Here is a 23607-nt window from a genome sequence, read left to right as displayed (position 1 = left end):
GAACCAACGTGTCTTCTCTAACTTTCACCGGACGAAGTTCCTCCCCCACCTACACCAGGCCGCCCACGGAAGGCTGGGCGGTGGGGTTGGGCCCCCGGCCGACGGCCGGGCCCCCACTCATGGTTACCGCCACTACTCACGGTTATCGCCACTCCGCGTCGCGGTCAGTGCTCCCCGGGATGGGGCGCCTCCGGGTTCACGTCGTCCTGCCGCGGCGCACGGCTGCCGCCGGCCCCCGGAGTCGACTCGCCCGCACCGGGCACGCCGGTCATGCCGCCGGGCGCCACGGACGGAACCGGCGGGTACGGCATGCCGGTGCCGCTCGGGGGCCCCGCGGGCGCGGAGCCGCCGATGACACGGCCGTGGCCGGTGGGAGTGGCCTCGCTGATCGGTGTCGGCCGGGACGAGGACGGGCGCGCCATACCCCGCAGCACGAAGGCGATCGCGCCGAGCACCCCGGCGGTGATCAGTGCGGCGGCCCAGTCCGGCAGACCCAGCGCGAGCGCCAGGCCCAGGGCGAGCGCCAGCGCGGCGCCCGCGTAGAGGGCCATGGCACCCGACGCCGCGTACAGCGTGGCGGTGCGCCGCTGCTTGCGGGTCTGTTCGCGCAGTTCGTCGCGCACGGTCTCGCGGGCGACCTGCGCCAACTCGTCGACCAGGCCCTTGTCCAGGTGTTCCAGATGTTCCAAGCGGTCCATGTGTTCCGGGTACCCGGCCGTCGCGCCGGGTAACGCCGTGGCCACCGGAACCCGCCCCGGTCCGCACCGCGTTGGAGAATCCGGGCCGCAGGACCCCTCCGTCCGAGGTACGCACGCGGCGCTCAAGTGCCTCGCGACGGGACGGCCGGGCAGGGGATTCCGTACGAAAGGATCTCCTCCCCGGCCGACCCCAACTAGGCTCGTCCGCATGGAAATTCTGGGAGCCACGCTGCGTGTCTGCGTCGACGACCTGGAGGCTTCGGTCCCCTTCTACGAAAGGCTGGCGGGCGGCCGTGCCCTGCGCTTCGAGCGCGGTGGTGTCTCGGTCGCCGCGATCGGCTGCTTTTTGCTGATGAGCGGACCCGAGGCCGAGCTGGACGTCCTGCGCAAGGTCGCCGCCACCATCGCCGTCAAGGACGTCGACGAGGCCCACCGGGTCCTCACCGACTCCGGTGCGCACGTGCTGGCGGGCCCGCTCGCCACCCCGGTCGGCCGCAACCTGATCGCGATGCATCCGGACGGCGCGGTGTACGAGTACGTGGACCGCAGAGGCGGCACCTCCGGCGACTGAGGAACGGGGCTCGGGCGACCCCGTGCGCCAAGTCAACCGGCGCGCCCCCCGCGCCCGGTCAACCGGCGCACCCTGCGCATTCAGTCACCCGGCGGCCTCATCCGGAAGTCGTACGTCGCCGGCAGCGCCGCATCGGTCACCCGGGCCCACAACTCGCCGATCGCCTCCGCGCCCTCCCGCAGATCGGCCACCTCGAAGCCCGCGTCGAACACCCCGCGCGCGCCCTCGGCGTCCCCCTCCGCCAGGAGCAACCGCGCCTCGATCAGCCGAAAACGCCCCCGCTCGCGGACGGTCGACAGCAGCCGTTCCCACACGGCCCGCGCCTCCTCCACCCGTCGCACCGCGAGCAGCGCCTCCAGCACCTCGCGGCCCAGCGCCGCGACGGCGGCCGTCCACACCTCGCCGTCGTCGCGCCGTTCCCGGCACAGGTCGTCGAACGCCTCGGCGTACCGGTCCGCGGCCCGCTCATGATGGCCGGACTCCTGGTCCGCGACGGCGAGACAGCGCAGCAACGGCCACAGTGACGGGGCGAGTTCGAGCGCGCGCTCCCAGCTGCGCACCGCCTGGGCCCGGTCGCCCGCATGCCACTGGGCCACCCCGAGGTGGTACTCGGTGAGCGGCTGCGCGGGTGCCGTCTCCAGCATGTCCCGCCAATGGCGCGCGACCAGCGTCTCGCCGGGCGGCCCCACCCGGCGCCGCTCGGGAAAGGTCCCGGACCGCATCAGCTCCACCCAGGGCGCCTGGGCGTCCCCCAGCGTGCTCTCGTCGAAGGGCGTGCCGGGCACCTTGAAGGAGGCACGCAGCACTTCGAGCGCTCCCCAGCCGGAGCCGACGGCCAGCACCTCGTCCGGTTCGGCGTCGGCGTACGGCAGCCACGCCGTGTACGCGGCGTCCACGTCGGCGCGCGGCAGGGCCGCCTGCAGACGCGCCTCCGTCTCGGCCCGCGCCGCGCCCCAGTCCACCGCGTGAACGGTCCCGGCGTCGGCGCTCAACGAGCCGTACGCCTCCAGCCAGGACACCTCGCTCTCCGCGTCGAGCCGCACGTGCTCCAGCTGGGTCCGGGCGAGCCCGGCCTGGATCTCGCAGTAGCCGCCGGTGCCGGGCTCGGTCAGCCACTCCTGCCAGCGGCGCCCGCCGGTGCCGGAGCCCCAGACGAAGAGCTTGCGCCCGCGCAGGACATCGGTCGACGTCTGCACGAGTCCGTGGCCCTCGTCGTCCAGGGCGGCGATCCAGCGCCGCTGCCCGTCGGGCACCTCGTAGAAGTAGTCGGCGGGGAAGGTGCTGTTCAGCGGGTACGTGCGGTCGACGCCGTCGTACTCCGGCACCGGCACCCGGCGCAGTCGTCGCTCGTAGCCGAAGTGCCAGGCCTCCTCGGCCGGGGCGAGGACCCGGCGCTCCTCGGGCACCGCGATGTTGGACCACCAGTAGGTCGGCGCTGGTTTCTCGTGCGGATTGCGGACGCGTACGCCGACGTACAGGAAGTCGGAGTCCTCCGGCAGCCACAGGTCGACCTGGAAGGGCAGGTCGCGCAGCCGCTCCCACTCCCACAGGCGCAGCATCTCGCCACCGTCGGGCGCGGTGACCCGGGCGGCGTGCACCGGTGAGCAGGACAGGGTCGTGTGGCCCGTCGCCCCGATGTTCCACTCGATGCCCCCGGAGAACCAGGCACCGTTGAGCGCGAAGCAGGCGGGCTGCAACACCGGGTTTCGGTACAGGAGTTCCCGCTGCGACGGCTTGTGGAGGAGCGAGGCGATCCGGCCGCCGAAGCCGGGCAGTACGACGGCCCGCAGCCGGTCGTTCTCGATCACGATCGTGTCGGTCCCGCGGGGCGTCCGCGTTCTGCCGTAGCCGTCCCGGATGCGTTCGGGCAGGACGCTGTGCAGTGGCTCGTAGCCGATCTGCCGGGCCATGTCGCGGGGCAGGTCCGCGCGGTCCCGCTCGTCGACGCGGTGCAACTCGTCGAGCGGGCGCAGCGATGGCAGCGGGTTGCTCGGGCCCAGCTCCGCGGCCGGCAGCGTCAGTACCTCACGTCGGATCGTCGTCACGATGACCATGGAACAGCGAGATGGAGGAGCTGGCCAGGGTGTCCGCTCGTCAGGATCCGGTCAGGATTGCGCAAAGGGCCGGCGGTGGCTCCGGTCGCCCACTTGGTCCCGGGCGCCCTCACGCGGCCGCGAAAGCGTCCACGACGATCTCTGCGAGCAGCGCAGCCGCCGTGCCGTCCGGGTCCGGATCGGGGTCGTGGATGGTGACGTTGAGACCTAGGCAGCGCGGCGGAGTCACCAACGGGCGCAGCAGCGCGCCGAGTTCGCTGGCGAGCAGCCCTTCGGGGTCCCGGCTGTCGACGGCGGGCATGACGGACGGATCCAGCACGTCGGCGTCGAGGTGGACCGAGAAGCCGTCCAGGTGCGGCAGTTCGAGGGTCGCCACGGTGACCCGGGGCGGCGCGTCGGCGCCTGCCGGTCCCCACGGTCGTAGCGCTGCGGTACGCCGACTCCGCCCTCGAAAGCGCCCGGGCACTGCACGACGCGCTGCTCGCGCAGGGCCCCGGCCGGCTTGTGGCAACCGGGCACGGTGCCGGGGGCGGGCGGGCGCAGGCCCAGGTTGGAGGAGGCGTCCACCACGACGATGTTCGGCATGCCGCCCGGCCTCGTCGCAGGGCGGATCACCGGGAAGGGGCCGCCGGCACGTCCTTGCGGGGCATCTCCGTGGTGATCGCCCACCGCTCGTGGTCCCGCCAGGCGCCGTCGATGTACAGGAAGTCGGGCGAGAACCCCTCGTGCCGGAAGCCGCAGCGGCGGGCCAGCGCGATGGACGCGGCGTTCCCCGGCTGCACGTTGATCTCCAGCCGGTGCAGGCCCATGGGGCCGAACGCGTACGCGACGACGAGAGCGAGCCCCTCGCTCATCAGGCCCCGTCCCGCGGCGTGTGCGAAGACCCCGTAGCCGAGGGCCCCGCTGAGGAAGCCGCCCTCGACGATGTTGTTGATGTTGATGAACCCGGCGATCGCTCCGTTCTCCCGCTCGCAGACCAGGAACCCGGCCTTCGTCGGGTCCCCGATGAGCCGCTGGGCGTAGGACGCGTACGCGGCGGTGCCGGTGGGCGGGAAGAGCCACGGGTGGTGCAGGTCCTTGCTCTCGCGTACCCGCGCGGTGAACTCGGCGCCGTCGTCCAGGGTGTAGTGCCGTATGCCCACAAGGGCGCCTTCGGCGAGATGAGGGGCTTTCTCAGACATCTCGCCACAGTAGCGAACGGGCGTGCGCCGCCTCAGCTCCGGCGCCTGACGAGATACGCCCCGCAGAGCCCGCCGATCAGCCCGGTGCCGAGGAGTGCCATCCACAGCGGCATGGTCACCTCCGGGATCAGCAGCCGGATCCTGGTACTGCGGGTGTTCTCGAAGACGAAGATCAGGGCGAGGACGGCCAGCGCGGCGACGCTGACCCTGCCGGTCGTCAGCACCCCGCCGTGGCCGCTCCCGCCGCCCTGGCCGGCGCTTTCGGAGGTCTTCGGGCTCATGCGCCCAGCATGGCGGCCGGGCCGGCGGCACGCGCGGCGAGGAGTTCCTCCGGGTGGGCCCCGGGGCCGTACGGGTGACCCACCCGCACGGCCCTCACGAGGACGGACGACGATCCGGCGCTTCGGGGGCTCAGGGCCCGACGACCGGCAGCCGCAGCACCCCGGTGTCCTCGGGCGTACTGCTGACGGTCACCGGCTTCACTCCCCTGTTCCCGAAGTACGCGTCGTCGCTCGCCGCCACCACCAACCGCAGCCGGTGCCCCGCCTCGTAGCGGTGCACGATCCCGGGCAGGGACACGGTGAACGGCTTCGTCACGTCCGGCACCCGCACCGGTGCCACCAGCCGGTGGACCAGTGTCTTCGTCCCGTCGGGTGCCACGTCGTAGAGCTTGGCGAAGAGGACCAGCTTGTCCGCCGCGTTCCCGGAGTGCTGCACGCGCTCGGCCACGCGCGAGCCGACCTCGAGGGTCACCTTGGGCGCGCCGACGAGCTCCACGGGCGCCGTCAGCGGCTCGCTCGTCCAGCCGAGGTAGGTGCCCTTAATGTCGTACGGCGCCGGGTCGGGCAGGCCGATCAGTCCGGCGAGGGAGCTCTCGGAGTGGCTGGTGGGGACCAGCCGGTTGCGGTACTCACGGCTGCCCGAGGAGACCTTCCGGCGGTCGTCGACGAGCTTGCCGTCGCCGGAGAGGTACAGCGTGCGGCTGAGTGCGGGCACCCGCGATGCGGTGGCGTAGGTGTTGTCGGGGTCGGAGATCCAGTCGCGGTAGTACGCGAAGGCGGGCCCGGTGTCCACGCCCGTGTCCCGGTGCAGATAGCGGTCGAACCAGGCAAGGATCCGCTTGCCGACGTAGCTCGTCTCCAAGTTGCCCTGGCCGAGGTTGAGTTCACCGCTCGCCGGGTTGGTGAGCCCGCCGCTGTGCCCCCAGGACTGCCAGATCATCTTCGCGGTGGCGCCCTGCGCCTTGAGCGTCTTGTACGTCGCCGTCGCCTCGTTGAGATTGAAGAGGCTGTCGGCCTGGCCCTGGACCAGCAGGATCGGCGCCTGCACGTTCCGCAGATACGACACCGGGGACACACTGTGCGCGTAGTCGAGCAGCGGCCCGGTGCGGTCGGCCGGGTAGCTCCCCGAGTTGAGAGTCCGCACGGTCGCACAGGCGTCGCTGACGAAGTGCAGGCAGGTGAGGGAGTTGATCCGGGAAGGGTCCAGATTCGGCGCGAGCAGCGGTTGGCCCTCACCGATCAGGTAGAAGCCGTTGCTCCACTGCCACTTGAAGGCGCCGGGCACCGCGCGGGCACCGGCGGCGTTGTTCGGGTCCAGCGAGTACGCCAGGTCGTGCCAGGTGATCATCGGGACGAGCGCGTCGACCCGGTGGTCCACGGCGGCCGTCGCCAGCTGCACGGCACCGCCGTAGGAGCCGCCGATCATGCCGACCCGGGGGTCGCCCTTGCCGTCCAGGGTGACGAAGTCGGCCTTCGTGCCGTCGTCGGCGGCGCGGCGGCCCGCCAGGAAGTCGATGAGCCCCGACGCCGCCGCCCCGTCGATCCTCGGGTCGTCGAGGGAGATCAGGCACCCCGACTGCCCGAACCCGAGCCCCGAGTAGGCGAGCCCGACATAGCCGCGGGCCGCGAACGCCTTGCCGGTCGCGTCCGTCGAACCGTCCGACTTGCTGCCGCCGAAGCCGTTCGTGGTGAGCACGGCGGGCGCGGTGTGGGTACGGTCCACACCGGCCGGGCGGTACAGATCGGCGTCGATCGTGCAGGCGCGTCCGCCGATCCGGACCGTGAACTTCAGCGGCGTGACGGTGTATTGCCCGGTGGCCGCGGCGGGCGTGCTGAGCGCGAGCGGCACCGTGAGCGCGGCGCCGAGGACGAGGGCGAGCGGGACACGGGATCTGCGCACACGAGAGCGACGGGACACGAAGACCTCCACACTGAGGACAACCCGACTACCGACCGGTAGGTACCGGTCGGTCATCATGCTGTGACACGTGTCAGACGCGGTCAATCTCCGTGCCGGGTGTTTCTTGACGGATATTCAGCGAGCGCACCCTGTCGCGGCCTTGGCCCGCTCCTGGGTTCTCGTCGCATCAAAGGTCGCGGCCCCGGTAATTGGACTGCTCCCCCGGCGTTCCCCGGCACGCGCCGGCCCCCGGCGGCTCAGGCCAGTGCGGGCTCCTCCAGCGTCAAAGTGCCCGCGACCGCGTTCAGTTCGGCCGCCACCCCGAACGGAATCGTCAGTGCCCCTTCGCCGTGCCCGAAGCCGAACTCCTCCACGACCGGCACCCCGAGCCCGCCGAGCCGGTCGGCCAGCAGGGCCCGCACCTGCGAGGTGGGCGAGCAGTCCACCCAGGAGCCGAGCAGGATCCCGGCGACCCCGTCGAACCAGCCCGCGCGCAGGAGTTGGGTGAGATACCGGTCCAGGCGGTACGCCTCCTCGCCCACGTCCTCCAGGCAGAGCAGCCCGCCCCGCGCACTCGGCCGGGCGTACGGGGTGCCCAGCTCCGCGGCGAGCAGACACAGACAGCCGCCGAGCAGGACGCCCCGGGCCTGCCCCGGCACGAGCGCCGAGCCGCCGCCGGGCGCGGCGATGGTGCGGACCGTCTCCGGCTCGAAGAGCGTCGCCCGCAGATGCTCCTGCGCCCGCGCGTTCTTGAGGAAGTCGATACCGGCCGCCATCGGCCCGTGCAGGGTGACCAGACCGACGCGCGCCGCGAAGGCCTCGTGCAGGGCCGTGATGTCACTGAAGCCGAGGAACACCTTGGGCCCGGCCGCCGCGATCGCGTCCCAGTCGAGGAGATCGACCATGCGCTGCACGCCGTATCCACCGCGGGCGCAGAAGACGGCGTCCACGCCCGGGTCGCACCAGGCGGCCTGGAAGTCGGCGGCCCGGTGGGCGTCCGTCCCGGCGAGGTAGTCGAACTCGGCGTGCCGGTCCAGGACATGGGGGGCCACGACCGGGTCGAGGTCCCAGCCCCGCAGCAGGTCGAGGCCCGCCTCCAGCCGCTCCTCGGGGACCGGACCGCTGGGTGCGACGACGGCGACCCGGGCGCCGGGTGCGAGGCGTGCGGGACGGGTCAGTGGCTTCACTTCAGCAACTCCAGAGTGGGGATACCCGGCGGATTCAGTCCGAAGACCTGGGCGTACAGGGAGAGTTCGGACTCCAGCGCCCGCACCATCGTGTCGGCCCGGCGGAAGCCGTGGCCCTCGCCGTCGAAGGCGATGTAGGCGTGCGCGACGCGCCGCCCCTCGCCCTCCAGTCCGGCGAGGAACCGCTCGCACTGCGCGGGCGGGCAGATGACGTCGTCGAGGCCCTGGAGGAGCAGGAAGGGCGCGGTGATGCGGTCGGCGTGCCCGGCGGGCGAGCGCTCCGCGTACCGGCCCGGCACCTCGGCGAGCGGCCCCACCAGCGTCTCCAGGTACTGCGACTCGAAGTCATGGGTCTCTCCCGAACCCCATGCCCTGAGGTCGAGGATGGGATAGAGGATCGTGCCGCAGGCGTAGACGTCGGTGGCCGCAAGAGAGGCGGCCGTCGTCCAGCCGCCGGCGCTGCCCCCGCGGATGGCGAGCCGGCCGCGGTCCGCGGTGCCCTCCTCCGCCAGCGCGAGTGCGACGGCCGCGCAGTCCTCCACGTCGACCACACCCCACTGCTCGCGCAGCCGGTTGCGGTACTCCCGGCCGTGCCCGGTCGAACCGCCGTAGTTGACCTCGGCGACGCCGATGCCGCGCGAGGTGAAGTAGGCGATCTCCAGGTCGAGGACCAGCGGCGCGCGGCTCGTCGGCCCGCCGTGCGCCCACACGACGTACGGCGGGAGCTCGTCGCCCGGCGCGACATGGCCCGGGTGGTGGGGCGGATAGATGTGCGCGTGGATGTCACGGCCCGCGGGGCCGGTGAAGGTGCGGATCTGCGGTTCGGGGTAGTACGCGGGGTCCACCGGGTCGTCGTGCGCGGCGCCGATCACGCGGGCGCGGCCGGTGCGGGCGTCCAGCTCGACGACCTCGTACGCGCTGCGGGGGCTGGCGCCGATGCCGACGACCCGGGTGCCGTGCGTGGCGAGCGTCGGCGTGAACTCCGTCCAGGGCCCGGCCGCGTTCACGACCTCGCCGGTCTCGGGGTCGAGTATGCCGAGCGTGGTGGCGCCCCGGCCGTGCACGACCGCGATCAGGCCGCCGTCCAGCGGCGCGAACCAGCGCTGCCCGATTCGCCACAGCGGCCCGCCGAACTCCTCCGCGCGGCTGCACAGAGCCGTCCGACGGCCGTCGTCCCCGATCCGGTACAGATTCCACCAGCCGGTGCGGTCGCCGGCGCACAGCAGGCTGCCGTCGGCCGCCCAGTCGGCCTGGGCGACGGACTCCTCGGGACCGCCCGCGACGGTCCGTGCCCCGTGCAGTGTGCCGTCCTCGGCCACCTCGGCGACGATCAGCTCCGAGCCGTCCCATGGCATGCGCGGGTGGTCCCAGGCGAGCCAGGCGGCGCGCCGCCCGTCCGGCGAGAGACGGGGGCCGGTGACGAACCGGTGCTCGTCACCGGTGAGTTCACGGACCGCGTCCCGGTCCTCGGCGGCCGAGCCGTCCAGCGGAACCGCGGCGACGACCCGTCGCACGTCCGTGGAGCCCTCCCCTGTGAACTCCTCCAGGACACACCACACTTCGTCCCGCTCGGGCCGCAACTGCGGGTCCACCCAGCGCAGTCCGCCGCCCACGGACGAGACGGGCGTGAGCGGACGCGGCCGCGCGTCGGCGGCATCGGGCTCGTACACGTACAGCCGCTGATCGGTGAAGTCGACGAAGACGACCAGCGGTCCGGCGGGCCGCATGATCGCGGCCCACGGCTGCCCGCCGTACTCGATGACCCGGCTGCGTACGTTCCACGGGGCGGGGAGCAGCGATTCCTCCGCGCCGTCCGGCCGTCTGCGGACGAGTGTGCGGCGGCCGCCCTCGGTGGGGCGCGGCTCCGTCCACCACGCCTCCTCCCCCACGAAGCCGACGAACTCGGGCCGCCCGTCGTGCGCGGCGGCGAGCGCCGCGTCGATGGGCGAAGGCCAAGCACCGTACGCCAGGGTCTGCACCATGTCCCCCACTTCGCTAGGCCGTGCGCAGAAAGCGGTCGAGGACGCGGACGCCGAAGTGCAGCGCCTCGACCGGGACGCGTTCGTCGACCCCGTGGAAGAGGGCCTGGTAGTCGAAGCCCTCCGGAAGTCCGAGCGGCGCGAATCCGTATCCGGTGATGCCCAGACGCGAGAACTGCTTCGCGTCCGTGCCGCCCGACATGCAGTACGGCACCACATGCCCCTCGGGCGCGAACTCCTCGACGGCCGCGCGCATCCTCGCGTACGTCACCGAGTCCACCGGCGCCTGGAGGGCCACCTCGCGGTGGTGGAACTCCCACTCCACGTCGGGACCGGTGAGCTGGTCAAGAGTCGTGCGGAACTCGTCCTCGCCACCGGGCAGAAAACGTCCGTCCACGTACGCCACGGCCTCCCCGGGGATGACATTGACCTTGTAACCGGCGTCCAGCATGGTCGGGTTGGCGCTGTTGCGGACGGTCGGCTCGACGAGCGCGGCAGCCGGGCCAAGCTTCGTCAGCAGCGCGTCGACGTCCTCCAGGTCGCCGTCGATGCCGTACACCGCGGCGAGTTCGGTGAGCGCGGCACGCACGGTCGGGGTGAGCCGCAGCGGCCACTCGTGGGCGCCGATGCGTGCCACGGCGGAGGCCAGGCGCGTGACCGCGTTGCTGCGGCTCACCCTGGAGCCGTGGCCGGCCCGGCCGCGCGCGGTGAGCTTGAGCCAGCCGGTGCCGCGCTCACCCGCCGCGATCGGGTAGAGCTCTCTGCCGGCGCCGTCGTGGAAGGTGAACGCCCCCGACTCGCTGATGCCTTCGGTGCAGCCCTCGAAGAGCCCAGGGTGCTGGTCGGCCAGGAAACCGGAGCCGTCCGCGGCGCTGGCCTCCTCGTCGGCGGTGAACGCGATCACCAGGTCGCGCCGGGGCCGGACGCCGTCCCTGGCCCACTGGCGGACGACCGCGAGGATCATCGCGTCCATGTTCTTCATGTCGACCGCGCCGCGGCCCCAGACCACGCCGTCGCGGATCTCCCCGGAGAACGGATGCACGCTCCAGTCCTCGGCCTGCGCGGGCACCACGTCCAGGTGACCGTGCACCAGCAGCGCCTCGGCCGAGGGGTCGGTGCCCTCGATGCGCGCGACGACGTTCGTACGGCCCCGGGTGCGCTCCAGAAGCGTGGGCTCCAGGCCCGCCTCGGTGAGCCGCTCGGCGGCGTACTCGGCGGCCGGGCGTTCCTGGCAGTCCCCGCCGCCCCGGTTGGTGGTGTCGATGCGGATGAGGTCGGAGGTGAAGCGGACGACCTCGTCGAGTGACTGTCCACCGACCTGATCGACCGCCTCGGGAGCCGCCTGAGCTGTCGTGTGCTCAGCCATACTGCTCCTCCACCGCGGCCGAGACGATCGTGGTGACCGCCTTGAAGGCGCGGATGCCCTCGTACATGGTCTCGCTGGTGTACGCCACCTTCCGCTCGCCGGTGCGGGCCACTCCCGGCACGACGGTGGCGGCCATGGCGAGGTGCTCGGCGTCGAACTCCAGCGCCACGGTGAACGGGCCGCCCCTGACCGGTTCGTGCCGCACAGCGAGCGCCGCCGCTTCCTTGGCCGCCGCGCGGATGTCGGCCGCCGTGCGCCCCGGGGTCCGGCACACCGCCGCGTAGCGCGACACATGGTCCTTGACAGCGACCTTCAGCGCCTCGGGCGCGTACCCGAGAGCGTCCTCGCAGGCCACGTCGTCGCCGGTCACCAGGACGACCGGCACCCCGTACTCCGCGACGACATGGGAGTTGAGCAGGCCCTCGCTGGCCCGGACGTCGTTGACCCACACGCCGGTGATCGAGTTGGCGAGGTAGGTGTGTGCGAGCACGCCCTCCATACCGGCGCCCGCGTGATAACCGACGAAGGCGATGGCGTCCACGTCTCCGTGCTGCACGCCCTCCACCATGGACAGCGACTTGTGCCGGCCGGTGAGCATCTCCGCTCGCTCGTCCAGCCGCTCCAGGAGCAGATTCCGCATCGTCCAGTGCGCCTCGTTGATCAGCACCTCGTCGGCGCCGCCGTCGAAGAAGCCGAGCACGGCGGCGTTGACGTCGGAGGTGAACATCGAGCGGCACCGCTCCCACTGCGGTGTGCCCGGCAGCACGTCGGCCGGCCAGGTCACACCCGTGGCGCCCTCCATGTCGGCGCTGATGAGGATCTTCATGCCTCGAAACCGTACGCGCATCCGTCGAGCGGGGAACAGACCTGTGGATAACTCCTCACCCGGTCGTGTCGCGCCCCGCCAGGACGAACCAGCGTGCGGGCAGGTCGATACGGGTGCCGTCCGCCATGTACTCGGTCTGCGGCAGCGCCGTGTCGCCGCTGTCGAGGATCGTCATACCGACCTCGCGCAGCAGGCGCGGAATCTCTTCGTCCGCGGCGTCGGCGGGCTTCAGACCGTGGTGGAAGACCCGGCGCAGCTTGGGCGGTGGGCCCGCCGGGCCTTCCACGGCCCGTTGCAGGACCTGCCGCGAGGCCGAGGTCAGCTCCACGACGAAGGCCCTGCCCTGCGCACCGATGATCTCGGCGACCGCGCTCGCCACCGCGACCCGGGCGTGCGGCTCGCTCTGGTGGATGACGGCCCGCATATAGACGTGACTGTCGCCGAGCCGGGTGTGCAGGGCGCGTACGGCCTCGGTGTCCGTGAGGTCCAGCTGCTGGAACGCGGCGGCGCTGCCGTTCTCCTCGCCGGCGCGGCGGGCGTGGTCGACGGCGGCGTGCGACAGGTCGACACCGACGGCGTGCGCGAAGCGGGTCGCGAGGTAGCGCGTCTGTGTGCCGTTGCCGCAGCCGAGGTCGACGATGGTGCGTGCGGTGTCCGCATGGGGCAGGAGTAACTCGGTGTGCGGCACGGAGGCGAGGGAGGGCGCGGAGTCCCAGATCGCCTCGCCGGGCGCATCGGAGGTCTCCTGCCAGTAGCTCTCCCAAGCGTTCTGGTAGTCCTGCGAGACGTTCATGCGTGCTCCCGGGGGTCGACGTCATGATCGGGATATCGCGATCGCCGGGTGCGCGGCAAGAGGGAGTCGTCTTCCTTCACCGGAATTTCGAGCCCGCGCGCGCCAGTGCGCCCCCGCGCGCCCCGGGCGCCCCTGGGGTGTCAGGAGTGACGCCCGCCGGGCGTCAGGGCCTGCTCGAACCACACGGTCTTGTGGTGTCCCGAGGCACTGGCCCCCCATTCCCGCGCCAGGCGGCTGACCACCCGCAGCCCGCGGCCCGACTCGTCGTACACGCCCGCGCCGAGCAGCGCGGGCAGGCCCGGCTCGTCGTCGGTGACCTCGCACAGCAGCGCGTCGGTGCGGACCAGCCGCAGCCCGACGCTCTCACCGGAGCCGTGCCGTACGGCATTGGTGACGACCTCGCTGACCAGCAGCTCCGCCGTCTCCACCGCGGCGTCCAGGCCCCATGCGCGCAGCCGGCCGCGGACGAGCCGCCGGGCATGCGCCACCTCGGCCGGCTCGCGCGGCAGCCGCCATTCGGCCACGTCCCCGCCCGGGACGCCGTTGAGCCGGGCCATGAGCAGAGCGACGTCGTCCTTGCGTCCGCCTTGGGGGTTGAGGGCGCGGATGATGGTGTCGCAGGCGTCGTCCATGGAGGCGGCGGGGTGGGCCGCGGACTCGCAGAGCGCGGCGAGGCCCTCACCGATGTCGGCTCCGCGCACTTCCACCAGTCCGTCGGTGCACAGCACGAGCCGGTCCCCGGGTGCGACTCGCACCACCGCGGTCTCGAAGGGCACCCCGCCGACACCGATGGGTGCGCCGGTCGGCAGGTCGAGCAGCTCGCTGCTGCCGTCCTCGGCTCGCACCAGTACGGGTGGGATGTGTCCGGCGTTGGACAGCTGCAGTTCGGCGCGGATCGGGTCGTACACCGCGTAGAGACAGGTCGCGAGGTAGTTCTCGCCGAGTCGCCGGGCCAGGTCGTCGAGGTTGCGCAGCAGCTGCGCGGGCGGGGTCTCCATGGTGGCCATGGTCTGTACGGCCGTCCGCAACTGTCCCATCATCGCGGCGGAGTTGAGCCCGTGGCCCATGACGTCGCCGACCACCAGGGCGGTGCGGGAGCCCGGCAGCTTGATGGTGTCGAACCAGTCGCCGCCGACCCGGCCGAGCCGGGCGCCGGGCAGATAGCGGGTCGCGATGTCGCAGCCGGCCATCCGCGGCGCCACCTGCGGCAGCATGCTGTCCTGGAGGGTCTCGGCGACGTTCTCCTGGTACGTGTACATGCGGGCGTTGTCGAGCACCAGGCCCGCGCGGGCGGCGAGTTCGGCACCCGTCGTGCGGTCCATGCCGTCGAAGGCCGCACGGTCGGAACGGCGCATCAGCACCATGAAGCCGAGCACCACGTTGCGGGCCTTGAGCGGGACGACCAGCATCGACCGGTCGCTGATGAGCGGACGCAGATCGCGCTTCTCGAACTCCCCGGAGATGCGGTTCGCCAGTTCCTCGCTGATGCGCGGGATGAGCACCGGCTCTCCGGTGCTCATGCACTGGAAGAACGGGGTGTGTTCGGGGAAGGCGATGGCCTCGCCGACCGGCACGGTGTCGTCCCAGCGGCCGGGTTCGTCGTTGTGCTCGACCCAGACGCGGTGCCAGACGGTGGTGACGTCCGGCGGCCCGTCCGGGAACCCCTCGCCGGCGAGCACCGCCGCGCGCAGGTGCGTACCGGCGAAGTCGGCGAAGCGCGGCACGGCTGCACTGGTGACCTCACGGATGGTCTCGCCCAGGTCGAGCGAGGAACCGATGCCGGTGCTGACCTCGTTGAGGAACTCCAGCCGCTCGCGGACGGCGGCGTACTCCAGGTCGTGCTCGGCGCCCACCGGCACGACCGGCTGGGCCGAGGTCAGGGTCCGGAGCGCGGCCCGTTGCCGGCCCGGGCGGCGCGGCACGCCCCAGTCCGGGGTCACGGGCACCCGGTCGTACTGGCTGAACTCCAGGACGGGATAACCCAGTTCGAGGACCTGCGAGACGATACGGGTGCTCAGCTCCGGTCCCATGTTCGGCAGGATCTCGGGCAGCCGTTTGGCGAGTTCGTCCGGGCCGGGCAGTTCGGTGTAGCGGGCGAAGCCGGGGGCGATGCGTTCGACGATCTCGTCGTCGTAGCCGCGTTCGGCCTGGAGCCGGGTCGCGTCCGCGGCGAGTACCAGCAGTCGCGCGGGGCCGGGGCCGACCAGGGGGTAGGCCCACCACAGGATGTCCAGCCGCTCCTGCTCGGGACCGGAGATCCGGGCCCGGCCCGCGGCCGGGTAGGAGGCGCGGCCGCCCAGCGAGGACTCCAGGTCGGGGCCGAGCCCGTCGTACATGTCGTAGGGGCCATAGCTGTCGAGGAGCGAGGCGGAGTCGTCGTCCCCGGGAAGGGCGCCGGAGACGGGAAGCAGGTCGACGGCGGGCCGCCCGAGCGCGTCCTCCCTGGCGGCACCGAACAGGCGCCGGGCGCCGGTGCTCCAGTGCGACACCAGGCCCTCGCGGTCCACGACGACCACGGCCAGCGGAATGCGCCCGGCGGCGCCGGACCGCGCCGTGGTGTCCGCTCCGGCCGCGGAGCCGGTGTGGGCGCCGGTTTCGGTGCCACGGTCCATGGCTCAGGCCCTCTCTCCCCACGGATCCGCAAGATCTGCGTCGTCGTCTCACGGTACGGCGACGGCCGGTCGCGATGTGCGCCATTGCTCGAATTCGCTCCGCCGGGAGCGGATCCGGCGGCGACGACGGCCGCCCTGAGCAGGCACCCCGGGCAACGGTCAGTCCTCGTGCCCCAGTTGGAGATCGCGTTCCGTCCTGCCCCCTCCGGCCACTTGCAGCACTGTGGCAACCGGCGGGTATCCGGCGGCGATCACGGTGTACTCGCCCGACGAGAGATCGACGAACCGGAACGTTCCGTCACTGCCGGTCGTGAGCGTGTCCACGACGTTGCCGGCGGCGTCGAGGAGCGTCACGCGCGCGTCCTCGACGGGCCGTCCGCCGCCCGCCCGTACCGTGCCGCGCAGCACCGCACCACCCGCGAGTTCGATGTCCTGGCGGGTCTCCCGGGCGGCCTGCACGGTGACGGGCAGCGCGGTCGGGCGGAACGCGGGTGCGCTCGCGGCCAGCGTGTACTCGCCCGCGACCAACTCGGTGATCACGTAGGCCCCTTCGCGTCCGCTGCGGGTGGTGGACACGACCTCGCCGTGGACGTTGGTGAGGGTGACGATGGCCTCCCGTACGGGGGTGCCGTCGGCGGTCAGCACGCTGCCGGCCAGCCGCCCGGCGCCACCGAGCACCACGTCCAGTTCCACCGCGCGCTCCCCGACGGTCACCGACACCGCCTGCGGCTGGTGGCCGCCGGCCGCGGCGATCAGGACGTAGGCCCCCGAGCCCGGCGTGGACAGCGCGTACCGCCCGTCCTCACCGCTGGCACCCCTCCCGATCTGCCGGCCCGCGACGTCGATGAGGGTGAGCGCGGCGCGCGGTACGACGGTGCCGTCCGGGTGCTGCACCGTGCCGCAGACGGGGACCCCGGCGGCGTACGAACGCGCCTGGGGGACCTGGGTGAGCGGAGCGGACTCGGCGGGGGCGTTGTGGGACACCAGCGGTTTCTCCTTGAGGAAGAAGGCCATGAGCAGGCCGAGGACGAGCACCGGCACCAGGTAGAGGAAGATCCGCGGCATGGCGTCGGTGTACGCCTGGATGTAGCCGTCGCGCAGCGCGGCCGGCATCGTGTGGACGAGCTGCGGGGTGATGGACTCGGGGTCCGGAAGCGGTTCCCCCGCGCGCGTGGGGAGGCGCCTTTCGAGCGCGTCGGCGAGCCGGTTCGCGAAGAGGGTGCCGAAGACCGCCGCGCCGACGCTGCCGCCGATCTGCCGGAAGTAGTTGTTGGCGCTGGTCGCGGTGCCGAGGTCGGCCGGGCGCACGGAGTTCTGCACGGCGAGCACCAGGACCGGCATGACCATGCCGATGCCGGCGCCGAGTACCGCCATCCAGATGCTGTAGTGCAGCCGGGAGGTGTCGGCCTCCAGCCGCGACAGGAGCCACATGCCGAGGGCCGCCAGGGCACTGCCGAGGAGCGGGTAGATCTTGTAGCGGCCGGTGTGGCTGATGAGCTGTCCGGAGATCACCGAGGCGCCGACGATGCCGCCCATCATGGGCAGCATCAGCAGACCGGACTCGGTGGCCGAGGCCCCGTCGACCATCTGGAGAAACGTCGGGAGGTAACTGGCGGCCCCGAACAGGGCGATGCCGATGACCAGCCCCACGAGCGCCGTGACGTTGAAGACGCCGTCCCTGAACAGCCGTAGCGGGATGAGGGGTTCGGGCGCGAAGTGCTCGGCCACGAGGAAGAGCAGCGCCGCAGAGACCGCGCCCGCGCCGAGCCCCAGGATGACCCGTGAGCCCCACGCGTACTCGGTGCCGCCCCAACTGGTGAGCAGCACCAGGCAGGTGGAGGCGGCGGCGAGCAGCAGCACCCCGAGCACGTCGAGGCGCGCCTTGGCGGTGGGCCTGGGGAGTTTGAGCACGACGGTGACGACGGCCAGCGTGATCAGTCCGAAGGGCACGTTGATGTAGAAGCACCACCGCCAGGAGAGGTGGTCGGTGAAATAGCCGCCCAGGAGCGGGCCCGCGACCGAGGCGAGGCCGAACGCGGCACCGATGAGGCCCATGAAGCGGCCGCGCTCCCGCGGCGGCACGATGTCCGCCATGATCGCCTGCACGCCGATCATGAGGCCGCCCGCGCCGACACCCTGCACGGCCCGGAAGGCGATCAACTGGTCCATGCTCTGCGCCCGCCCGGCGAGCCCGGAGCCGATGACGAAGACGACGATCGCGAACTGGAAGACGCCCTTGCGCCCGTAGAGGTCGCCGAGCTTGCCGTAGACGGGCAGTCCGACGGTGGAGGTGAGGAGGTAGGCGGTGATGGCCCAGGACATCCTGTCCAGGCCGTGCAGCTCACCGACGATCTTCGGGAGCGCGGTGGCCACGATCATCTGGTCGAGCGCCGCGAGGAGCAGCGCGAACATGAGCCCGATGAAGACCAGGCGGATCCGGCGGGGGCTGAGGGCCGGCCCGGCCGGTGCGGGGTCCCGGGGTGGCAGGTCGGCGACGGGAACCGCCTCCTGCTCGATCTCCACCAGCGTCGTCCCGCCCACGTACCGCTCCCCTCGTCGCGCCTGCGCCGCCCATTTCTCGCATTACGCGACAACTGGGAGCAAGCGCGACGAGTCGCCACTCACCCCGGCCGAGCGGACGTAACCGCCGGTCGGAGCCCTACGGCGTACAGCGGAGCCGCACGGAAAACCACTCGAAACGGTGAGTTCGGAAGTCGCCGGGAGGCCAACTCCGAGCCTCGGAAGACCAGTTCCGAGTCACCGCTCGGCTACTTCTCGACCTCGGCGGCCAGCTTGGCGAGCTCCGCGTCGTAGATCCGGGAGAGCCCCTTGGGCGCGAAGGTCCGCTCGAAGAACCCGCCGATGCCGCCGGCGCCGTTCCAGACGGTGGTGACGACGACGCGCGCCTTGCCCTCGCCGGCCGGGGTGACCCGCCAGGTGGTGACCATCGAGGAGTTGCGGTCCTTCTCGACGAGCTCGCCGTCGGTCGGCTCGCTGACCTCCAGGAGGCAGTCGCGGACGCGCTTGCTGGTGGCCTGGAGCTTCCAGTGGACGAGGGTGCCCTCCCCGTCGCCGCCCTCGCGCACCTCGTACTCGCTGAAGTGCTCGGGCAGCAGCTTCGCGCGCGTGCCGCTGTAGTCCGCCAGGGCGTCGAACACCGCCTCCGCGTCCGCCGCGACGACCCGTTCGGTAGTGGCCTCGACCTGCGCCATTGACTTCCTCCAGCACTTGGTTCTTCGGGGTGTGCCGTCAGCCAACCACCCGGCGCCCGAGCCGCCCAAATCGGGGTCGCCACCGGGCGCGGAAAAAGAGGGTCGCACGATCAAGGGAACATGTGTTCTATTCTGTGGTCAGTGCTATCGAGGAGGCCTCATGCGCTGGGAGAACCTCACAGTGGACCCCGCCGGGGACCGCGCCCGGGACGCCGCGCTGTTCGGCGCGGACGCGGTGACCACCCGTACGTTCGACACCCCTGAGTTCCGTGGCATCACCTTCCACGAGATCCGGGCCCGGTCGATCGTGAACCGGGTGCCGGGGGCGTCACGGATGCCCTTCGAATGGACGGTCAATCCCTATCGGGGCTGCACGCACGCGTGCGTGTACTGCTTCGCCCGCAAGACCCACAGCTATCTGGACCTCGACACGGGAATCGACTTCGACTCCCAGATCGTGGTCAAGGTCAACGCCCCCGAGGTGCTGCGCCGCCAGCTCGCCTCGCGCCGCTGGCACGGCGACCACATCGCGATGGGCACCAACGTGGACTGCTACCAGCGGGCCGAGGGCCGCTACCGGCTGATGCCCGGCATCATCGCCGCCCTGCGCGACCACGCGAACCCCTTCTCCATCCTGACGAAGGGCACGCTGATCCTGCGCGATCTCGACCTCCTGAAGCAGGCCTCCGAGATCACCGACGTCGGCATCTCCGTCTCCGTGGGGTTCACGGACACGGAGCTGTGGCGCACCGTCGAACCGGGCACACCCGCGCCGGAGCGCCGTCTGGACGTCGTCAGCACCCTCAGCGAGCACGGCATCGACTGCGGGGTCCTGATGGCCCCGGTGATCCCCTTCCTGGGCGATCACCCCGACCAGCTGCGCGCCACCGTGCGGGCGATCGCGGCCTCCGGGGCCGGCTCGGTGACCCCGCTCGTGCTGCATCTGCGGCCCGGTGCCCGGGAGTGGTTCATGGCGTGGCTCGGGCACCACCATCCGCACCTGGTCCGCCGCTACGAGCGTCTGTACGCGGAGGGTGCGTACGCACCGAAGTGGTACCAGCGCCGGATCACCCGTCAGGTCCACGAGCTGGCCCGGGAGTACGGCATCGGCCCCGCGCGCGCGGGCATGTCCCGCAGGATCACCGCGCCGGAACCGGCTCCGGTGGGACCGACCCAGCTGACGCTGCTCTGACGGGGCCCGGGGCCGCTCTGACGGCATCCGAGCGCATCGCGCCGCTCAATCGGGTCAAGTCTGATCAGAAGGAGTTCTTCCGGGCGTCCTTCCCGGGACGATGCGGCGAAGGCCGTGGTGTGCACGGCCCACGTCCTCCGCCTGGGAGGTCCCATGAAGAGACGCGCAGCCGCCCTGTGCGGCACCGCCGCCGTGCTGGCCGGGATGGTCACCTCGACCCCCGCCGACGCGAGCGCCGGTGCCGCGACCGCACCGCGCACCACCCGCACCGCCGACGCGGCGAACCTCACCTGGAAGAAGTGCGGCACCAGCGACCATCCGACGCTCCAGTGTGCGTCCCTGAAGGTCCCCCTGGACCACACGAATCCGTACAGCGAACGCATCACGCTCGCCCTGTCCCGCGTGCCGCACACGGCGAAGACCTACCAGGGGCCGCTGCTGGTCAACCCGGGCGGGCCCGGTGGCAGCGGCCTCCGGCTGGCCGGATTCGTGGCCTCCTCGCTGCCGAAGAAGGTGGCCGCGCAGTACGACGTCATCGGCTTCGACCCGCGCGGCGTCGGCGCGAGCAGGCCCGCCCTGAACTGCCGGCCGGGCCACTTCACGCCGGTCCGCCCGGACACCGTGCCGCTCACGCAGGGCGGCTGGAAGGCCAACCTCGACCGCGCCCGGGCCTTCGCCGAGGCGTGCGGCACCAAGTACGCGAAGCTGCTGCCGTACATCGACACCGTCAGCGCGGCCGAGGACCTGGAGTCGATCCGGATCGCGCTCGGCGCCCGGCGGATCAACTACTTCGGGTACTCGTACGGCACCTATCTGGGCGCCGTGTACGCGAAGCTCCACCCGGACCGGGTCCGCCGCCTGGCGCTGGACTCCATCGTCGACCCCACGGGTGTGTGGTACGACGACAACCTCCAGCAGGACCACGCCTTCAACGACCGCCACCGGGCCTTCATGACGTGGGTCGCCCGGCACCACAGGACGTACCGGCTCGGCACCGACCCGGCCGGGGTCGAGGCCAAGTGGTACCGGATGCGCGCGGCCCTCGCCAAGAAGCCCGCGCAACAGAAGGTCGGCGCCTCCGAACTGGAGGACACCTTCATCCCCGGCGGGTACTACGACGGTTACTGGCCCCGCCTCGCGCAGGCCTTCGCGTCCTATGTGAACGGCAAGAAGGACGGACCGCTCGTCGCGGCGTACAAGAGCCTCGGCGCGGTCGACTCCGCGGCCGACAACGGCTACAGCGTCTACGCCTCGGTGCAGTGCCGTGACACCTCGTGGCCGCGGGACTGGGAGCAGTGGCGCAAGGACAACTGGGCGGTGTACGAGCAGGCTCCCTTCATGACCTGGAACAACGCCTGGTACAATGCGCCCTGTACCTTCTGGCCCACGGACTCGCTGCGGCCGGTGGACATCGCCAACGACGCGCTGCCGCCGACGCTGCTCTTCCAGGCGACGAACGACGCGGCCACGCCCTACCGGGGCGGCGTCAGCGTCCACCACCAACTGCGCGGCTCCAGCCTGGTGGTCGAGCGGGGCGGCGGGAACCACGGGATCACCCTGAGCGGGAACGCCTGCCTGGACAAGTACCTGGCGGCGTATCTGACCGACGGCACGGTGCCGCGCGGCGACGGCGCAATCGACGCGGTGTGCAGGAGGCTGCCCGAGCCGAAGCCGCTGAGCACCAAGGCGTCCACCGCCTCGCGCGGCTCGGCCCTGCACGGGATGCTCGGCTTCCGGGGCTGAACTACCGGCCGGACGGCCGGTGCAGGCCTCACCCGTCGGGGGCGTTGTCGGACCCGTGGTCCACCATGGACGCATGAGCGAGCTGATCCGCATTCCCGCCCCCGACGGGGTCGCCCCCGCCGCCGCCTACACCCATGTCGTCATGGGCACGGGCCGCTTCGTGGCCGTGTCCGGCCAACTCCCCCTGGACGAGGACGGCAAGCTCGTCGGCGAGGGCGACCCGGCGGCCCAGGCCCGTCAGGTCTTCGAGAATCTGCGCCGCTGCCTGGCCGCGGCCGGCGGGACGTTCGACGACGTCGTCAAGCTCACCTTCTTCGTGACGGACATGGCCCACCTGCCCGCGATCCGCGCGGCCCGCGACGCGCACCTGTCCGCGGACCGCCTGCCCGCCGCGTCTGCGGTCCAGGTCGCCGCGCTGGTCCGCCCCGAGTTCCTGATGGAGATCGAGGCCTACGCGGTCCTGAGCGGGTGAGCGACCCACGCATCCGGGAGATGACCCTCGACGACTGTCACAGGGTGGCCGAGATCCGCATCCGGGGCTGGCAGACCGCGTACCGGGGGCTGATACCGCAGCCGTATCTCGACGCGCTCAGCGTGGAGCGGGACGCGGAGCGGCGGCGCGCGTTCCTCCGGCAGAGCGGGGCCGGCGTCGTGAACCTGGTCGCGGTGCACGACAGCCGGGTGGTCGGCTGGGCCTGCCACGGGCCGTACCGGGACGGTGAATCGACCACCGGCGACGCCGAGTTGTACGCGATCTACGTCCACCCCGACCACGTCGGGGCCGGGGCGGGCCGGGCGCTGCTCGCGGAGTCCACCGGCCGGTGCGCGGCCGCCGGCCGTCCGCGCGTGCTCCTGTGGGTCCTCAAGGGGAACACCCCGGCCCGCCGCTTCTACGAGCGGGCGGGCTTCCGGCCGGACGGCGCGGAGGAGCCCTTCGAGGTGGACGGTGTCGCGGTCCCCGAGGTGCGCTACGTGCGCGCACCGGTCGGCTCCGGGCCGGGCTGAGGAAGCACCAGCCCCTGGGCGCAAGGACCCGTCCGCTTCGGCTGCGACGGACGTGGCCGCCACGGCGTAAGGGCCGAACCGGTTCGGCCTCGGCTGCGGCTCCGGCTCCGGCTGCGGCTCCGGCTCCGGCTCCGGCTCCGGCTCCGGCTCCGGCTCCGGCTTCGGCAGGTATGGCCGTCGGCCCGGGGAGCCGCACCCGTTCCCATCGGCTACAGCTGCGGCAGCCCGGGTGCGCCGAACCGGTCCGCTTCGGCTACGGCCGTGCGGCCTTCGGCAGACGTGCCAATGCGTGGACGGCCGCCTCCGCGAGCGTGGGGTGGGCCAGGGCCTCGGTGAGTACGGGCCTCGCCCGCGGGTCGCCCAGTGCCCCGAGCCCGTCCACGCACGCGAGCGCGACCCTGCGGTAGGGGTCGTGCGGGCGCAGCCTGCGCCGCAGCGTGGTGACGAGCGCGGGTACGGATTCGGGCGCGCGCAGCTCCACCAGGAGCCGGACCGGATGCAGCGCGTACGCGACGCGCAGTTCGTTGGTGGCGAGCGCGGCCGCCGCGCGGGCGGTGCGCGGATCGCCGAGCCGGGCCAGGGCGTACGCGGCGGAAGCGCAGCGCTGCGGGTCGCGGTGGTTGAGGAGCAGGACGAGCGCCTCGAAGGCCCGCCGGTCCCCGGCGGTCCCGAGCCGGAAGGCGGCCAACTCCCGGGCCCACAGCGGCTGTCCGGGAGCGGTCAGCGTGGCGGCCAGCTCATCGAGGTCCCCGGCCGTCCGGAGGCGGTCGTACGCCGTCGAGCCCCCCGCCTCGCCATGTATACGCTCCGTGAGTGATCGCAACTCCTCGTCCATGACGCCGAGCCTAGAGGGGCCCCTGAGGTGCGGGGAGCTACATCACAAACTCAAGGGCTGGCGCGCTCGTTACTGGCGGGTTAAGCTCAGACGAGCGAGTTACCCACTCGCGTTCTGCTTGCGGTGGCCTGGTGACGCAGCCGCCGCGAGTGCAGTCGGTTCGGTACCTCAG

19 protein-coding genes and 1 pseudogene are annotated in these 23607 nt (G+C 72.2%); 5 read left to right on the top strand and 15 right to left on the bottom strand.

Annotated features, from left to right (window positions below):
* Positions 1 to 164: 164 nt before the first annotated feature.
* Complete coding sequence (locus ACFWM2_RS00865) at positions 165 to 698, bottom strand: phage holin family protein (protein WP_383271567.1); 534 nt, start codon at positions 696 to 698, stop codon at positions 165 to 167.
* A gap of 208 nt (positions 699 to 906) precedes the next feature.
* Between ACFWM2_RS00865 and ACFWM2_RS00860 the strand changes: the two genes are divergently transcribed.
* Positions 907 to 1269 carry a VOC family protein gene (locus ACFWM2_RS00860; RefSeq protein WP_383271565.1) on the top strand — a complete coding sequence of 121 codons (363 nt, stop codon included), beginning with the start codon at positions 907 to 909 and terminating at the stop codon, positions 1267 to 1269.
* A gap of 80 nt (positions 1270 to 1349) precedes the next feature.
* On the opposite strand, the gene ACFWM2_RS00855 is transcribed toward ACFWM2_RS00860, so the two are convergent.
* From ACFWM2_RS00855 to ACFWM2_RS00795, 13 genes and pseudogenes are all read right to left on the bottom strand, one after another.
* Complete coding sequence (locus tag ACFWM2_RS00855) at positions 1350 to 3323, bottom strand: DUF5107 domain-containing protein (RefSeq protein ID WP_383271563.1); 1974 nt, start codon at positions 3321 to 3323, stop codon at positions 1350 to 1352.
* Between the two features lie 109 nt (positions 3324 to 3432).
* A pseudogene (locus ACFWM2_RS00850) lies at positions 3433 to 3908 on the bottom strand (arginase family protein).
* A 26-nt stretch (positions 3909 to 3934) separates the two neighbouring features.
* Entirely contained in the window at positions 3935 to 4504 is a 570-nt protein-coding gene (locus ACFWM2_RS00845) for a GNAT family N-acetyltransferase (protein WP_383271561.1), read from the bottom strand.
* 32 nt (positions 4505 to 4536) lie between these two features.
* Complete coding sequence (locus ACFWM2_RS00840; protein ID WP_383271559.1) at positions 4537 to 4785, bottom strand: DUF1049 domain-containing protein; 249 nt, start codon at positions 4783 to 4785, stop codon at positions 4537 to 4539.
* A gap of 130 nt (positions 4786 to 4915) precedes the next feature.
* Entirely contained in the window at positions 4916 to 6760 is a 1845-nt protein-coding gene (locus ACFWM2_RS00835; RefSeq protein ID WP_383274036.1) for a CocE/NonD family hydrolase, read from the bottom strand.
* Between the two features lie 182 nt (positions 6761 to 6942).
* On the bottom strand, positions 6943 to 7872 hold the full coding sequence (locus tag ACFWM2_RS00830) for an LD-carboxypeptidase (RefSeq protein WP_383271557.1): 930 nt from the start codon (positions 7870 to 7872) through the stop codon (positions 6943 to 6945).
* Positions 7869 to 9854, bottom strand: coding sequence for a prolyl oligopeptidase family serine peptidase (locus ACFWM2_RS00825; protein ID WP_383271555.1), 1986 nt, complete (start codon positions 9852 to 9854; stop codon positions 7869 to 7871). The genes ACFWM2_RS00830 and ACFWM2_RS00825 overlap by 4 nt, the downstream gene beginning before the upstream one ends.
* Before the next feature lie 13 nt (positions 9855 to 9867).
* Positions 9868 to 11217: a M20/M25/M40 family metallo-hydrolase gene (locus ACFWM2_RS00820; protein ID WP_383271554.1), complete on the bottom strand. Its 1350-nt coding sequence runs from the start codon at positions 11215 to 11217 to the stop codon at positions 9868 to 9870.
* A complete protein-coding gene (locus tag ACFWM2_RS00815; protein WP_383271552.1) occupies positions 11210 to 12043 on the bottom strand; it encodes a M55 family metallopeptidase in 834 nt (277 codons plus the stop codon). Before ACFWM2_RS00815 ends, ACFWM2_RS00820 begins: the two co-directional genes overlap by 8 nt.
* 55 nt (positions 12044 to 12098) lie before the next feature.
* Positions 12099 to 12836 carry a class I SAM-dependent methyltransferase gene (locus ACFWM2_RS00810; protein WP_383271550.1) on the bottom strand — a complete coding sequence of 246 codons (738 nt, stop codon included), beginning with the start codon at positions 12834 to 12836 and terminating at the stop codon, positions 12099 to 12101.
* Between the two features lie 140 nt (positions 12837 to 12976).
* Positions 12977 to 15448 (bottom strand): SpoIIE family protein phosphatase, encoded by a 2472-nt coding sequence (locus ACFWM2_RS00805; protein ID WP_383271548.1) that lies wholly within the window; start codon positions 15446 to 15448, stop codon positions 12977 to 12979.
* Between the two features lie 159 nt (positions 15449 to 15607).
* The gene (locus tag ACFWM2_RS00800; protein WP_383271546.1) at positions 15608 to 17989 is read right to left on the bottom strand and encodes an MFS transporter; all 2382 of its coding nucleotides are present in this window, start codon (positions 17987 to 17989) and stop codon (positions 15608 to 15610) included.
* Between the two features lie 227 nt (positions 17990 to 18216).
* A complete protein-coding gene (locus tag ACFWM2_RS00795) occupies positions 18217 to 18660 on the bottom strand; it encodes an SRPBCC family protein (protein WP_383271544.1) in 444 nt (147 codons plus the stop codon).
* 160 nt (positions 18661 to 18820) lie between these two features.
* On the opposite strand from ACFWM2_RS00795, the gene ACFWM2_RS00790 reads away from it, so the two are divergent.
* The 4 genes from ACFWM2_RS00790 (at position 18821) to ACFWM2_RS00775 (ending at position 22600) form a co-directional block, all read left to right on the top strand.
* Complete coding sequence (locus tag ACFWM2_RS00790; RefSeq protein WP_383271542.1) at positions 18821 to 19852, top strand: Rv2578c family radical SAM protein; 1032 nt, start codon at positions 18821 to 18823, stop codon at positions 19850 to 19852.
* Positions 19853 to 20005: 153 nt separating this feature from the next.
* Entirely contained in the window at positions 20006 to 21595 is a 1590-nt protein-coding gene (locus ACFWM2_RS00785; protein ID WP_383271540.1) for an alpha/beta hydrolase, read from the top strand.
* A 73-nt stretch (positions 21596 to 21668) separates the two neighbouring features.
* Complete coding sequence (locus tag ACFWM2_RS00780; RefSeq protein WP_383271538.1) at positions 21669 to 22067, top strand: RidA family protein; 399 nt, start codon at positions 21669 to 21671, stop codon at positions 22065 to 22067.
* A gap of 20 nt (positions 22068 to 22087) precedes the next feature.
* Positions 22088 to 22600, top strand: coding sequence for a GNAT family N-acetyltransferase (locus ACFWM2_RS00775; RefSeq protein ID WP_383274033.1), 513 nt, complete (start codon positions 22088 to 22090; stop codon positions 22598 to 22600).
* A 253-nt stretch (positions 22601 to 22853) separates the two neighbouring features.
* Here ACFWM2_RS00775 and ACFWM2_RS00770 read toward each other — a convergent pair whose 3' ends face one another.
* Entirely contained in the window at positions 22854 to 23435 is a 582-nt protein-coding gene (locus ACFWM2_RS00770; protein WP_383271536.1) for an adenylosuccinate lyase, read from the bottom strand.
* Positions 23436 to 23607: the final 172 nt, after the last annotated feature.

Source organism: Streptomyces sp. NPDC058371, from assembly GCF_042723265.1.
In the GTDB taxonomy this organism is placed as follows: Bacteria; Actinomycetota; Actinomycetes; order Streptomycetales; family Streptomycetaceae; genus Streptomyces.
The sequence above is the reverse complement of the archived record's forward strand: the minus strand, read 5'-3'. Positions and strand labels throughout refer to the sequence as shown.

Coding starts and splice junctions, on each gene's coding strand:
- ACFWM2_RS00865 (WP_383271567.1), bottom strand. CDS start 698: ATGGACCGCTTGGAACATCTGGAACACCTGGACAAGGGCCTGGTCGAC.
- ACFWM2_RS00860 (WP_383271565.1), top strand. CDS start 907: ATGGAAATTCTGGGAGCCACGCTGCGTGTCTGCGTCGACGACCTGGAG.
- ACFWM2_RS00855 (WP_383271563.1), bottom strand. CDS start 3,323: ATGGTCATCGTGACGACGATCCGACGTGAGGTACTGACGCTGCCGGCC.
- ACFWM2_RS00845 (WP_383271561.1), bottom strand. CDS start 4,504: ATGTCTGAGAAAGCCCCTCATCTCGCCGAAGGCGCCCTTGTGGGCATA.
- ACFWM2_RS00840 (WP_383271559.1), bottom strand. CDS start 4,785: ATGAGCCCGAAGACCTCCGAAAGCGCCGGCCAGGGCGGCGGGAGCGGC.
- ACFWM2_RS00835 (WP_383274036.1), bottom strand. CDS start 6,760: ATGACCGACCGGTACCTACCGGTCGGTAGTCGGGTTGTCCTCAGTGTG.
- ACFWM2_RS00825 (WP_383271555.1), bottom strand. CDS start 9,854: ATGGTGCAGACCCTGGCGTACGGTGCTTGGCCTTCGCCCATCGACGCG.
- ACFWM2_RS00820 (WP_383271554.1), bottom strand. CDS start 11,217: ATGGCTGAGCACACGACAGCTCAGGCGGCTCCCGAGGCGGTCGATCAG.
- ACFWM2_RS00815 (WP_383271552.1), bottom strand. CDS start 12,043: ATGAAGATCCTCATCAGCGCCGACATGGAGGGCGCCACGGGTGTGACC.
- ACFWM2_RS00810 (WP_383271550.1), bottom strand. CDS start 12,836: ATGAACGTCTCGCAGGACTACCAGAACGCTTGGGAGAGCTACTGGCAG.
- ACFWM2_RS00805 (WP_383271548.1), bottom strand. CDS start 15,448: ATGGACCGTGGCACCGAAACCGGCGCCCACACCGGCTCCGCGGCCGGA.
- ACFWM2_RS00795 (WP_383271544.1), bottom strand. CDS start 18,660: ATGGCGCAGGTCGAGGCCACTACCGAACGGGTCGTCGCGGCGGACGCG.
- ACFWM2_RS00790 (WP_383271542.1), top strand. CDS start 18,821: ATGCGCTGGGAGAACCTCACAGTGGACCCCGCCGGGGACCGCGCCCGG.
- ACFWM2_RS00785 (WP_383271540.1), top strand. CDS start 20,006: ATGAAGAGACGCGCAGCCGCCCTGTGCGGCACCGCCGCCGTGCTGGCC.
- ACFWM2_RS00780 (WP_383271538.1), top strand. CDS start 21,669: ATGAGCGAGCTGATCCGCATTCCCGCCCCCGACGGGGTCGCCCCCGCC.
- ACFWM2_RS00775 (WP_383274033.1), top strand. CDS start 22,088: ATGACCCTCGACGACTGTCACAGGGTGGCCGAGATCCGCATCCGGGGC.
- ACFWM2_RS00770 (WP_383271536.1), bottom strand. CDS start 23,435: ATGGACGAGGAGTTGCGATCACTCACGGAGCGTATACATGGCGAGGCG.